Origin of the sequence: Micromonospora sp. RTGN7, from assembly GCF_033804645.1 — a bacterium.
In the GTDB taxonomy this organism is placed as follows: Bacteria; Actinomycetota; Actinomycetes; order Mycobacteriales; family Micromonosporaceae; genus Micromonospora.
In genome coordinates this window covers 1-12,845 of sequence record NZ_JAPZLF010000019.1, presented here as the reverse complement: position 1 = coordinate 12,845, position 12,845 = coordinate 1, and the positions used below count along the sequence as shown (strand labels likewise).

Sequence of the window (12,845 nt, the reverse complement as noted above, 5' to 3'; positions counted from 1 at the left end):
CCGGAGGCGCCGGTCCGACCGCATCCCCCGTGGAGGAAAAACCGTGGCCGACCAGGGGTACGCCGCCGGCGCCCGAACCATCGCCGAGCTGCTGCGCTCCCGCGCCCAGCACGATCCGGACCGGCGCGGATACACCTTTCTGGCCGACGGTGACGACGAGCGGCTCGAATTGACCTACGGCGCGGCGGACGTGCGGGCGCGTGCCGTCGCCGCCGCCCTGCGTGCCGGCGGCGCCCGGCCGGGCGACCGGGCAGTGCTGCTGCTGCCGCCCGGACTGGACTACGTCAACGCCTTCTTCGGCTGCCTGTACGCCGGGGTGATCGCCGTGCCGGTCTACCCGCCCGACCCGTTCCAGCTGGAACGCACGCTCCCCCGGCTGCTGGGCATCCTGCGCGACGCCGGTCCGGTGGTGGCGCTGACCGTCTCCCCGGTGCTCGGCCTGCTGGACGAGCTGACCCGGCTGGCGCCGGAACTGGATGCGCTGCGCTGGGTGGCGGTGGACGAGGTGCCCGACGACGCGGCCGGGGACGGGCCGCCACCGGTGGACCCGGATGCCACCGCGATGTTGCAGTACACGTCGGGCTCGACGGCGCAGCCGAAGGGCGTGATGCTGTCGCACCGCAACCTGCTGCACAACTCGGGCGTCATCCAGCGCCTGTTCGGCACCACCCCGGACAGCGTGGGCGCAAGCTGGTTGCCGCCGTACCACGACATGGGCCTGATCGGCGGGCTGCTGCAGCCGTTGTACGCCGGCTGCCCCGTCGTGCTGATGTCGCCGCTGCATTTCCTGCAGGAGCCGGCGAGGTGGCTGCGGGCCGTCGACCGGTTCCGGGTGACCGTCACCGGCGGCCCCGACTTCGCGTACGACCTCTGCGCCCGCAAGGCCGGGCCGGAGCTGCTCGCAACGGTGGACCTGAGTAGCTGGCGGGTCGCGTTCAACGGCGCCGAGCCGGTCCGTCCCGGCACGCTGCGCCGGTTCGCCGGCACGTTCGGGCCGTCGGGCTTCCGGGCCGAGGCGTTCCTGCCCTGTTACGGCCTGGCCGAGGCGACGCTCATCGTCAGCGGCGCCGGCGGTGTGTCCGGCGGTCCGCGGACCGAGCTGACGGTGGACCGTACGGCGCTGAGCCTGCACCGCGCCGAGCCACCCATGGACGGTGTGCCGCCGGTGACGCTGACCGGTTGCGGACGCGGCGCCCCGGACCAGCGGATCGCCGTTGTCGACCCGGTGACGGCGGCCGTCTGCGATGCGGACCGGGTAGGCGAGATCTGGGTGTCCGGCCCGAGCGTGGCCGGGGGCTACTGGCACCAGCCGGCGGAGACCGCGGAGGTCTTCCGGGCCCGCCTCGCCGGCGAGCCGGACGGCCCGACGTTCCTGCGCACCGGCGACCTGGGCTTCCTGCGCGACGGCGAGCTGGTGGTCACCGGCCGGCTCAAGGACCTGATCATCGTGCGCGGGCGCAACCACTACCCGCAGGACATCGAGCACACCGCCACCCGGGCCCATCCGGTGCTGCGGCCGGGCGGCGCGGCCGCGTTCCTGTCCGGGCCCGAGGGCAGCGACCAGGACCTGGTCGTGGTGCTCGAGGTCCGGCGCGGAACGACCGACGCCGACGTGGACGAGGTGGCGTCACACGTCCGGGAGGCGGTGGCCACCGAGCACGGGCTGCAGGTGCACACCGTCGTCCTGGTCCGCAGCGGCGGCATGCCCAAGACGTCCAGCGGCAAGGTGCAGCGTCGGCTGTGCCGGGCCCGGTTCGAGGCGGCCGAACTGCCCGAGGCCGGTCGTTCCCGGCCCGCTCCGGCGGCGGACGGCGGCCCGGCGGCGCCCGACGGCCGGCAGGTGCTGTCCGCCCCGGCGGACCGCCGGACCGCCGTGCTGGAGGACTACCTCCGTGCACAGGTGACGGCCGTCAGCGGCATCGGGCCCGGCGACCTGGACCGGGACCGGCCGTTGACCGCGGCCGGCCTCGACTCGCTCGCCGTGCTGCAGCTGAAGCAGCGGGTCGAGGCGGACCTGGGGCTGACCATGTCGCTCACGCCGCTGCTGACCGGGGCGAGCCTGGCCGAGCTGACCGCCACCGTGTCCGGACAGCTCACCGGCGAGAGCCCGGCCGCACCGGCCGCGGCGGACCGGCCGGCCGAGGACATCCCGACCGGCGAACAGGTGGTGCCGGTCTCGGACGGCCAGCGGTGGATCTGGTTCAGCCAGCAGTTCGAGCCGGGCAGCAGCGCCTACAACGTCTCGGTGGCCCTGCGGTCGCTGGGTCCGGTGGACGGCACCGCGCTGCGCCGCGCCCTGGATGCCCTCGTGGCGCGGCACGCGGTTCTGCGCACCACGTTCCCGGTCCGCGACGACGAGCCGGTGATGCTGATCAGCCCGGACGGGCGTGCGGCACACCGGGACCACGACACCGGCGGGCTGACCGACGACGCCGTGCTGCGGCTGGTGGCGGACGCCGCCCGTACACCGTTCGACCTGGAGTCCGGCCCGCTGCTGCGCACCGCGCTGTACCGGCGGCCCGGTGGCGACATCCTGCTGCTGTCGATGCACCACATCGTCACCGACTTCTGGTCGATGACCGTGCTGGCCCGCGACCTGGGCGAGTACTACACCGCGTACGCCCAGGGCCGCGACGTCACGCCGGCGCCGCCACGGGCAACCTATGTGGACGTCGTCTCGGCGCAGCGCCGGGTGCTGGACGACCCGGTACGCGGCACGGAACTGGCCCGGTACTGGGACGGGCAGGTCGGCGACGGCGTGTCCACGCTGAGCATCCCGGGCGACGGGGACGGCGGTGCCCGATTCTTCACGTTGTCGGCGGAGCTGAGCCGGCGACTGCACGAACGCGCCGCGGCGGAGCGGGTCACGCCGTACATGCTGTTGCTGGCGGCGTTCCAGGTGCTGCTGCACCACCGCACCGGCGCGACGGACCTCGCCATCGGCACCAGTGTCGCGGCGCGCGGCCGGCCGGAGTTCGCCGACGTCGTCGGCTGCTGCATGAACCCGGTGCTGATCCGTGGGGTGGTCACCGACGGCGCCACCTTCCGCGACCTACTGCACCGGACCCGGGAACGGGTCGCCGGTGCCGTGGAACACCAGGATTACCCGATGGCTCTACTGGCCCGGCGGCACCGCACCCGCCGGCGCGGCGGCTCCCTGTACGACGTGCTGTTCACGTTCAACCGGTCCCCGGAGCACGCCGACGAACTGGCCGCGCTGGCCGCCGTCGGCCCGGCCGGGATGCCGGGGTCGCTCGGCACGTTACGGGTGGAGAACGTCCCGCTCCCGCAGGGTGCCGGTGCCCTGCCGCTGGAGCTGATGATGGCCCAGGTGGGACCCGGGCTGCACGGGCTGCTGCGCTACCGCGACCTGGACGAGCCGTCGGCCGCGCTGCTCGTCGAGGACTTCGTGGCGGTGCTGGAGGCGGTGGCCGGTGACCCGGGGCGGCCGGTCGGGGAGCTGGCGCCGCGGACGGCCGCGAACACCCACGGATGACGGTGACCGGGCCGGCCCGCGCGGCCGGCCCGGTCCCGGCGGATCAGGCCGGGCGGGTGACGCCCAGCACCGCGGGAATCTCCCGGGCAAGCACCTGGGAACCGGCCTCGGTCAGCGCCCAGTGCCCGGACCCCAGCTCGACGGTGGAGAACTCGGCCTCGGTCTGCTCACCCCACCGCGCGACGTCGGCCGCCGAGATGTCCGGGTCGTCGACGCCCCGGGTGGCCAGGATCGGGGTCCGCAGCTTCGGCCCGGGACGGTACTGGTATCCGTCGAACAGCACCCAGTCGGCGCGCAACGGCCGCTCGATCATGTCGAGGAAATCGGGATCGGACAGCAGCGCGTCCGGCGTGCCGCCCATCGCACTGGTGCGGCGGAACAGTTCGGCGGTGGGCAGCGAGCTCATGCCGGTGTCCCGGATCAGCGGCGGCGGCAGGCAGCTGCAGACGACCAGCAGCTTCGGGTCGCGGCAGGGTGAGCGCTCGAGGATGCGGGCGATCTCGAAGGCGACCAGCGCACCGGAGCAGTGCCCCAGCAGCGCGTAGTCGCCCTGGAACGCGGCGAATCCGTCCTGCGCCGCCATGTCCTCGAACTCGGCGAGCAGGGCCGTCATGTCCCGGTGCGGTCGGTCGCGCAACCGGCGTTCCCGCCCGGCCAGCACACCCGGGATCAGCGCCACGCCGGTGCCGGCCAGCGCCGAGCGCAGCACGCTGAAGACGGTCGAGCCGGCACCCGCGTGCGGGAAGGCGAAGACCTCGAAGTCGTTCGCTGCCTTGCGGTACGGGAACCACGCCTGGGTGGTTGACATCGCTGTCCTCCCGAAGTCGGTCGTCGGCCCGGAGGGGCACCGTAGCCCAGTCAACCGCACCGGGCCGTACTCCTCCTGTCAGGTTTTCCCGCGACATCCCCGCGGGCGCGCCCGCCCGTAGCGTTCCGGTATGACAGACCTCCCCCAGGTTCAGCAGCCCCCGGCCGCCGATGACGGTACGGGTCCGGTTCCCCCGCGTACACCGTACGAGGAGGCGGTCGCCGCGATCTGGCACGAGGTGCTCGGCCGCTCCGACATCGGCGTCCTGGACGACTTCTTCGACCTCGACGGCACGTCCCTGCAGGCGATCGGCGTGGTGAGCCGGATCCGCAAGACCTGGCAGGTGGACGTGCGAGCCCGGGACTTCTTCGAGTCGCCGACCATCGCCACGCTGGCCGCGGCGGTCGCCGCCAGGGCACCGTCCGGGCGCCCGCCGATCGAGCGGCGGCCGGCGGAGGCCGAGCCGGTGCTCTCCTACGACCAGCAGCGGCTGTGGCTCGAGGACCAGCTGCGGCCGGGCGCCGCGTACAACGTGCACGGTCGGCGGCTGCTGACCGGGCCGCTCGACGTGGCGGTCCTGGAGCGCAGCGTACGCGTGATCGTCAGCCGGCACGAGTCGCTGCGCACCCGTTTCACCATGGCGGACGGCCGCCCGGTCCAGGTGGTGGACGACGAGCCCGGCCCGGACTGGAACATCGACGTCGCCGACCTCGCGGGCGTGGCCGGCGACCCGGTCGAGGCAGCCACCCGTCTGGCCGACGAGCAGGCCGCCGCGCCGTTCGACCTTGCCGTCGGGCCGCTGTTCCGGTGCCTGCTGATCAGGGTGCGGGACGACACGTACGTCCTGAGCATCACCGCCCACCACATCGTCTGCGACAACTGGTCCATCGGCCTGTTCGTGCAGGAGTTCGCGGCGTTGTACGCGGCTGGCGGTGACCCGGCGCGGGCCGGGCTGACCCCGCTCCCGATCCAGTACCGGGACTACGCCGTCTGGCAGCGGCGGTGGTTGACCGGTGAGGCGCTCGAGGAACACGTGGACTACTGGCGGCAGCACCTCGCCGGCGCGCCGGCCGCTCTTACCCTGCCGGCCGGCCGGCGGCGCTCGTCGGGCGGCGGCCGTGGCGGCCGCGCCGTCACCATGCTGACCGAGCCGGACACCAAGGCGGTGACGGAGCTGTGCCGCGCCCATGGTGCCACGCCGTTCATGGGTGTCCTGGCCGCCCTCGCCACCGTGTTGGGCCGCTGGTCCGGGCAGTCCGACGTGGTGGTCGGGGTGCCGATCACCGGCCGTACCGACCCGGCCACCGGCGGGCTCATCGGGTTCTTCGTCAACACTCTGCCGCTGCGGATCGGTCTGGCCGGGGACCGGACGTTCACGGAGCTGCTGGGCGCCGTACGGGGGGCGGCGCTCGGCGGGTACGCGCACGCGGACGCCCCGCTCGATCTGCTCGTCAGCCGGCTGCAGGTGCCGCGCGATCCGGCGCGCACGCCACTGTTCCAGGTGATTCTCAACGCGATCGACATGCCCCGGTCGGACTCCATCAGCGGGGTGACGGCCGAGGCGATGGAGACGCCGGTGCCCCCGACGAAGCTCGACGTGGCCGTGTCGATGCGGGAGACCGGCTCCGCTCTCGAGCTGACGCTGGAGTTCGACGCCGACCGCTACGACCCGGCCACGATGCAGCTGCTGGCCGAGCAGTTGGCGGCACTGCTGCGCGCCGCCGCCGAGGACCCGGACCAGGACATCCGGGACTACCCGCTGTAGAACGGACGAGGAAGCGGGTGCCGCCGATCAGGCGGCGCCCGCGAAGTCGGCCTTCTCGGTCTCCACCGTGCCCGCCCGGCGGCCGGGCGCGCTGTGGTACTCCCAGTACAGGTTGGTGTGGGCGATGACATCCGCCGGCTTCGGCGCGCCCCATTCGGTGTGGTCCTCGGTGGTGTGCGCGTCGGCGACCAGGGTCGCGTCGTACCCCCGCACGACGGCCCCGTGCAGGGTCGCACGGATGCATTCGTCGGTCTCGGCCCCGGCCACGAACAGCTGCCCGGCCCTCAGCCGCGCCAGCGTGCTCTCCAGCGCCGAGTCCTCGAACGCATCGCTGTAGCTCTTGTCGACGCGTGGCTCGGATTCGGCCGGCGTGAGCTCAGGTGCGATCTGCCAGTCGTCGCTGTTCTTCGCCAACTTCTCGTCGGAGTGCTGGATCCAGACGACCGGCACGGCGGCCTCGCGTGCCCTCTCGACCAGCCTGCCGATCCTGGCCACGACGGCGTCCCGGTCGTGGGCACCGGCCACGACGCCGGCCTGGGTGTCCACGACGAGAAGCGCCGTGTTGGGCCGATCCTCGAGAGTCGTCATGGCGGCCACCTTACCCAGGCACCCGTCGATTGTCAGGGCGGAAGAGGGTCACCGTCGGCTGGGCGCCCGCTCCTGGTAGCAGCCTCCGGTCGGCCCGCCGTCGGGCAGCGTGGCCAGCCACACGGGAGTCTCCACCGGTGCCGAGAACAGCGACGGGTCGTCGTCCTGCGGCACCACCTCGGGGCAGTAGGAGTTGACCAGGACGCCGTCGCCCGCCAGCTCGTCGGCGAGCATGCGGGTCAGGGAGTTCACCGTGTCCTTCGAGATGCGGTAGGCCGGCAGCCCGTGCCCGACCGTACCCGGCCTGCCCAGGTCACCGGCGATGTTGACGATCCGGCCGTACCGCTGGGCGCGCATCATCGGCACGACTGCCTGCGCCATCCGCCACGTGCCCAGCACGTTGGTCTCCAGCGTGCGGTGGGCCACATCGAGGTCGACCGAGACAACGCTGTCGGAATCCTCCTCGAGCAGCACGGCGGCGTTGTTGACCAACACGTCGCACCGGCCGAGCAGCACACGGACGGCGAGGAGCATCCGGTCGACGCTCGCCGGGTCGGTGATGTCGAGCTGCCGGACCGCCACCCGGTCGGCCAGGTCACCGAGCAGGTCGATGGCGGCCCGCCCGCCCGCGGCCGACCGGCTGGCCATGACCACCCGCATCCCGCGCGCGGCGAGCGCCTTGACGATACGCAGGCCGAGGCCACGGTTGCCGCCGGTCACCAGCGCCACCCGTCCGTCGGCAGGGACCGGCGGGCACACCCCAAGGCGTGGCGGCCGGTACGGATCCGAGGGCCAGCCGCCGCCGGCTTGCCAGTTCGTCATGGATGCGGCGGATTGTCAGCAGTCGGATTCGTCATGCTCCCCTCCCGTTCGCGGCGGACCCCTCGCCGCTGCTTCCCGGGGCACCCCCGTCGTTCTGCACGGGGCTGCCTCCGTGCCGGTCACCCGCACGGGTCATCGCGGGGCCCGGGTCTTCTCTCCGTGTGCACGAGACGTCACTCGAACACCGCCTCAGCATAATTGCAGATTGTAGTCAGTCTTACACGAATCTGAACTATGGTGAGGAAAGGCTCAGCAAAGTAGCCGGCCGCGAAAGTAACGTTTTTATGTCGTCGGGAAGCATGAAATATATTCGCGATGCCGGTTTTCTCACGCCCCACCCGACGGACATGCCGCCGCATATGCCCAGGTCAGCGCCCTACTTACCACCGGCGTCGGGTCTCGCCCGAACCCTGGGTCGACCGCGCCTCGGCGAGGGACAACCACCGAACAGCCACCCACGCAAGTCTTTTCTGTCGGCTTTAGCGCGGGCATCATGTTGTCGTGTCACCGGAAGCAGGGACTGGTCTACGGCTTAAACCGCACTACCATGATCGACAGTCGCCGATATTGCTTCGTCCGGCCGACGTGGTGGCGGAGCGACCCTCGGCAGTTAATGCACGTCCGGAGGCTCTCCTCAAGACAACGAAACCCGACACCAATTTGCTCGGGGGGGCTTTGTGATTCGCCTCGATGTCCTAATAAATGCGCCCATCTACCTAATCGGCCTTACCCAGATTTTCGCCGGTACGGACATAAAAGTCGTCAGTGACCGGACCTCCTCGGCGGAGGAGGTGTCCTGGCTGGCCGACGCGGCCCTCATCGACGTCGAGGCGATCCCACCCGAAGAACGCCTGAACCACATCGCCACGATCGCCAGGTGCACCACGGTGCTGGTACTGACCGCCGACGGTGAGACCGATGCCTACCTGAACGCCGGTGCCAGCGGCGTGATCGACCGGTGCACGACCGCCGCGGACCTGGTGACGGCCGTCCGGGATGTCACCGAGCGCATCCCGGTGTCGCCACGTTCCCGTCCCCATGCCCATTCCCGGCCGAGCGACACGGGCAACAGGCCGGCCGACCAGCAGGAGACACCCGGCCACCACCTGTCCGAGCGGGAGGAGCAGGTGCTCCGCCAGATCTCGCGCGGGCTCACCCACGGACAGATCGCCACCCGGCTCGGGATCAGCCCGCACACTGTCGACACGTACGTCAAACGCATCCGCGCCAAGCTCGGCGTCGGCAACAAGGCCGAGCTCACCCGCGCGGCGCTGCTCGGCCGGCTGGCTGTCGACCACCCGCCCTCGGGCGGAGCTGTCACCGCGGCGTGACCGCGGACGGGGCCGGACACGCCGGATCGAGGACCTCATCGAGCTGGTTCCCGGCCCGGCCGGTCAGCCGACGTTCGGCGCAAGACCTGCTGCCTGCGCTTCACCCTGCCCGAGTCCAAGGTCCGCGCCGGCTGCCGCATCAGATCCTGACCGCCGTACCGGTGCGGGCGCGTCCGTGAAAGGTCAACCGCCGTGCGACTGAACCCCGCGACGACCCGTGCCGTCGACTCGCCGATCGGCACCACCTACGCCCTGCTCGACGGCCGGGCGGGGCGGCGGGAGTTGCTCGACTTCGCCCAGGCTGCGCCGCAGTACCCGGCCGCACCGGAGGTACTGGAGCACGTCACGGCGGTGGCGCGTGACCCGCACGGCGGCGACTACGTCGAGATCGCCGGCCTGCCCCGGCTGCGGGCCGCCTTCGCGGCTGAGCTCGCTGCGGCCTACGACGGCGCCGTACGCGCCGAGAACGTCGTCGTCACGGCCGGCTGCAACCAGGCGTTCTGCCTCGTGGCGTCGGCACTTGCCGGGCCGGGCGACGAGATCGTCCTCGCCCTGCCGTACTACTTCAACCACGACATGTGGCTACGGATGAACAACATCATCCCGGTTTACCTCAATCCCGGCCCCGACCTGTTGCCCACTCCGGAGGCCGCCGCGGCGCTGATCGGCGAGCGCACCCGCGCGATCGTGGTGGTGTCGCCGGGCAATCCCAGCGGGGTCACGGTGCCGCCGGCGGGCCTCGCCGCGCTCGCCGAGGTGGCCCGCCGGCACGACGTCGCGCTCATCCTCGACGAGACGTACCGGTCGTTCCGTGGCACCGACGAGCCGGCCCACCGGCTGTTCGCCGATCCGCGGTGGACCGACACGGTGGTGAGCCTGCACAGCTTCTCGAAGGATCTGGCCATCCCCGGCTACCGGGTAGGTGCCGTGGTCACCTCGCCCGAGCTCGGCCGCGCGGTGCTCAAACTGCTGGACTGTGTGGCGATCTGCGCCCCGCGGATCGGCCAGGAGGCCGCCTGGGCCGGCCTGACCGCAGCCGGATCCTGGCGCCGGGAGCGGTCCCGGGAGCTGGTCGCCAAGCGGGACCGGTTCACCGCCGTGATGGCGGACCGCCCGGGCGGCTTCGAACTCGTCTCCGCCGGCGGCTTCTTCGGGTGGGTCCGGCACCCGTTCTCCGGGCGCCCCACCGAGGACGTCGTCCGCGAGCTCGCCCAGGAGTACGACACGCTCGTCATCCCCGGCACCGCCTTCCAGCCGGACGATCACGGGGAACTGCGGGTGAGCTTCAGCAACGCCGGCCTCGAGGCGATCGACGACTTCGCCGGCCGCCTCATGGCGGCCGGCGTCGCGACTCCGCAGCGTCAGTAGATGATGAGGTCGTCGGCCGCGCGCCGCCAGGCGCGCGAGCCGCGCAGGTTACGCGTGACGTTCAGCCTCTTGAGCCACCGGTCCGATCCGTCGTAGCGGGGGCGGAACGACTTGCGCCCGTGGACGGCGCGGAAGTTGTCGATGAACACGCAGTCGCCCGGGTGCAGCGGCACGTCCCGCATGTGCGCCTCGATCTCGTCGCACAGCCCCTGGAAGGCGAGCCGGGAGCGCTCGGACCAGCCGTCGGTCTTCATGTGGTACGGATCCAGCGCCGTGTACGGCTGATCCCGGTCGCCGAACAACACCGGCCCCTTGACCGGGTCCTCGTTCCACGACTGGATCAGCGCGAAGCTCCGTGCCCGCAGCTTGTCCACCAGCGGGTCACCGGTGGCGTGACTGGCGTCCGGCCGGTGCGAGTTGTCCGGCATCTGGGTGAACACCGGCTCGAACAGGGCGTCGATGTCCAGCCGCGACCAGTCCAGGTCGCCGACGTCGCACACCTGCGTCTCCACCGCGTCGGGGTTCTTCAGACACATCAACGCCACGTAGTCGCCCCGGCACGGATGGAACGCATCCTCGGTGTGCCAGGAGAGGTGCTGCAGGCTGTTCGACCCGAGCTCGTAGTGCTCGTGGCCCTGGATCGGCAGGACGTCGTGCATGATGCGGCCGTCCTGCTGGGTGGCCCAGCCGAAGACGTCACCGAGCACGGCCGCACACAGCAGGAAGAAGATCTCCTGCTGCAGGGCCGGCGAATCGTACTGGCTGTCGCGCCAGTGTTGCGGCGTCGGTCCCAGCCAGGCCTCGTCGACCGCCAGGCCGGACACCATGCACAGCGCCGACGGCTCCCCGATGCGGTATTCCTCCAGGAACTCCAGCAGGCGCACCGGTAGCGACCGGGCCAGCACCGGCGCCCGCCGGATCAGCTCCCGGTTCTCGATCGTGGCATAGGTCTTGGCCAGCTCTTCGAGCATCGGGGACAGTTCCGCGTTGTCCTCCGCGGTCAGCGTCAGGTGATGCACTCCGTCTCCCTCCCGCTGACCGCGGGCCGCGCCAGCCACGGCTGACCACGGTCGCGCTGCGCCAGCGACTGCGCGCACCGACTCCATCGCCGAGTCTATGAGCAACCGAGGCCCTCGCATCGGTCCCCGTTAGAAGGGACAGGTAGGCCGCTCAGCTGGCCCTTACTGTTCGGGAACACGCCGAGACTCTGCTGTTCCGGTCCGCGCCGCCGTCGGCGGTTCATACCGCGCGGCGCCGTTGTTCAGCCGCGATCGATCAGCGACTCAACGAGACGTTCGAGGGATCGAGAGATGAGCGAGCTAGCTAATCTGACCACAATGGAGGTCAGCGCGCTGACCGACGTGGACCGTGGCCTCAACCTGACCGATGGACATGCCCGGCTCTTTCTCTCGCCGGAGCAGGCAACCATCGTGGACGGTATCCCGGACATGTTCGCCGAGGCGTCGCGCCGGCCGTTCCCAGAGATCGAGCTGGAGGCGCACACCGCCTTCCTACACGCGATCGGCCAACACAGCGCGCCGATCGGCACCGGCCGGATCCTCAGCTGTTATTCGTCGACTCTGGCCACCGACATCCTGGCGCGGGCCCTGCCGTCCGGCGCGACGATCGCCGTACTGCACCCCACCTTCGACAACATCGCCGACCTGTTCGTGACCCGCGGCCTGAAGCTGGTGCCGCTGTCGGAGGAGGCGCTGCTGGCGCAGGAGTGGCCGGCCCCGCCGGTACGCGCGATCGTGGTCACCCACCCGAACAACCCGACCGGCCTGATCACGCCCGAGGGGCACCTTCGGTCACTGGCCGAGCACGCCGCCCGCCACGGGCAGATCGTCATCATCGACGCCAGCTTCCGGGGCCAGGTACGCGACGCGCAGTACGACACGTACGCCGTCCTGGACGCCGCCGGCGCCGACTGGGTCGTCATCGAGGACACCGGCAAGCTGTGGCCGGTGCACGAGCTGAAGATCGGGCTCCTGGCGTACAGCGAGGGCCTCGACCTGCCCATCGAGCGGGCGTTCTCGGAGTCGCTGCTGGCCGCCTCGCCGGTTGTGCTGCAGCTCGTGCGGGCGCTGGCCGAGGACTGGGGCAAGGGCGGCTACGAGCGCGCCAGGGACCTCGTGGAGGGCAACCGCGCCGCGGTCCGGGCAGCCATCGAGCCGGCCGGGCTGCGGCTGGCCGACCCGCACTCCCAGATCAGCGTGGCCCGTATCGAGCTGCCACCGGACGGCCCGGACTCCTCACTGCTGTACAAGGATCTGGTCGGCCGGGGCGTGCACGTGCTGCCGTGCGCGCCGTTCCACTGGGCCGACCCGGCGACCGGGCTGCGCCTGATCCGCGTCTCGCTGGCACGGCCGCACGAGACGGTGGAGACCGGGGCGCGCACGCTCGCCAAGGCGTACCTGGAACTGTCCGCCAGCTGACCGCGACGACAACCGAGGCCGGGCCGGACCGCTGCACAGAGCGGTCCGGTCCGGTCCTTCTGTGCGTGTCTCCTTCCGTGCGCATCGGTATGCGGCACCCAGCGCCGGGTGGAGGCACAGCGAAGCGGGGGGCCGCGGGGCCCGGCCCGCGGGGGGGGGGGGCGGAGCGGGGAGGGTGGGGGCCGCCGGGGGAGCGGCCCCCGGGGGGAGACCCACCCACCCGCCGGCC

Annotated in this window: 9 protein-coding genes; 5 read left to right on the top strand and 4 right to left on the bottom strand. The window is 71.7% G+C overall.

What is annotated here, in order from left to right:
* Positions 1 to 43: 43 nt before the first annotated feature.
* Positions 44 to 3,496, top strand: a complete 3,453-nt coding sequence (locus SNR22_RS23360) for an AMP-binding protein (RefSeq protein WP_320068789.1) — start codon at positions 44 to 46, stop codon at positions 3,494 to 3,496.
* 43 nt (positions 3,497 to 3,539) lie between these two features.
* Here SNR22_RS23360 and SNR22_RS23355 read toward each other — a convergent pair whose 3' ends face one another.
* Positions 3,540 to 4,304, bottom strand: coding sequence for a thioesterase II family protein (locus tag SNR22_RS23355; protein ID WP_320068788.1), 765 nt, complete (start codon positions 4,302 to 4,304; stop codon positions 3,540 to 3,542).
* Between the two features lie 130 nt (positions 4,305 to 4,434).
* On the opposite strand from SNR22_RS23355, the gene SNR22_RS23350 reads away from it, so the two are divergent.
* Positions 4,435 to 6,069, top strand: a complete 1,635-nt coding sequence (locus tag SNR22_RS23350) for a condensation domain-containing protein (RefSeq protein ID WP_320068787.1) — start codon at positions 4,435 to 4,437, stop codon at positions 6,067 to 6,069.
* A gap of 27 nt (positions 6,070 to 6,096) precedes the next feature.
* Here the strand turns inward: SNR22_RS23350 and SNR22_RS23345 are convergent, their stop codons facing one another.
* Together SNR22_RS23345 and SNR22_RS23340 are read right to left on the bottom strand one after the other, a co-directional pair.
* Positions 6,097 to 6,657, bottom strand: coding sequence for an isochorismatase family protein (locus SNR22_RS23345; protein WP_320068786.1), 561 nt, complete (start codon positions 6,655 to 6,657; stop codon positions 6,097 to 6,099).
* 48 nt (positions 6,658 to 6,705) lie between these two features.
* Positions 6,706 to 7,377: an SDR family NAD(P)-dependent oxidoreductase gene (locus tag SNR22_RS23340; protein WP_320068785.1), complete on the bottom strand. Its 672-nt coding sequence runs from the start codon at positions 7,375 to 7,377 to the stop codon at positions 6,706 to 6,708.
* 779 nt (positions 7,378 to 8,156) lie between these two features.
* Between SNR22_RS23340 and SNR22_RS23335 the strand changes: the two genes are divergently transcribed.
* On the top strand, positions 8,157 to 8,810 hold the full coding sequence (locus SNR22_RS23335) for a response regulator transcription factor (RefSeq protein ID WP_320068784.1): 654 nt from the start codon (positions 8,157 to 8,159) through the stop codon (positions 8,808 to 8,810).
* Positions 8,811 to 9,002: 192 nt separating this feature from the next.
* On the top strand, positions 9,003 to 10,178 hold the full coding sequence (locus tag SNR22_RS23330) for an aminotransferase (protein WP_320068783.1): 1,176 nt from the start codon (positions 9,003 to 9,005) through the stop codon (positions 10,176 to 10,178).
* Here SNR22_RS23330 and vioC read toward each other — a convergent pair.
* A complete protein-coding gene (vioC, locus tag SNR22_RS23325; protein WP_320068782.1) occupies positions 10,172 to 11,197 on the bottom strand; it encodes an arginine beta-hydroxylase, Fe(II)/alpha-ketoglutarate-dependent in 1,026 nt (341 codons plus the stop codon). The genes SNR22_RS23330 and vioC overlap by 7 nt on opposite strands.
* A gap of 291 nt (positions 11,198 to 11,488) precedes the next feature.
* On the opposite strand from vioC, the gene SNR22_RS23320 reads away from it, so the two are divergent.
* Entirely contained in the window at positions 11,489 to 12,616 is a 1,128-nt protein-coding gene (locus SNR22_RS23320) for an aminotransferase class I/II-fold pyridoxal phosphate-dependent enzyme (RefSeq protein WP_320068781.1), read from the top strand.
* Positions 12,617 to 12,845: the final 229 nt, after the last annotated feature.

What these genes read in the sequence shown, in the direction of transcription:
- SNR22_RS23355 (WP_320068788.1), bottom strand. Translation starts at nt 4,304, where the DNA reads ATGTCAACCACCCAGGCGTGGTTCCCGTACCGCAAGGCAGCGAACGAC.
- SNR22_RS23350 (WP_320068787.1), top strand. Translation starts at nt 4,435, where the DNA reads ATGACAGACCTCCCCCAGGTTCAGCAGCCCCCGGCCGCCGATGACGGT.
- SNR22_RS23345 (WP_320068786.1), bottom strand. Translation starts at nt 6,657, where the DNA reads ATGACGACTCTCGAGGATCGGCCCAACACGGCGCTTCTCGTCGTGGAC.
- SNR22_RS23320 (WP_320068781.1), top strand. Translation starts at nt 11,489, where the DNA reads ATGAGCGAGCTAGCTAATCTGACCACAATGGAGGTCAGCGCGCTGACC.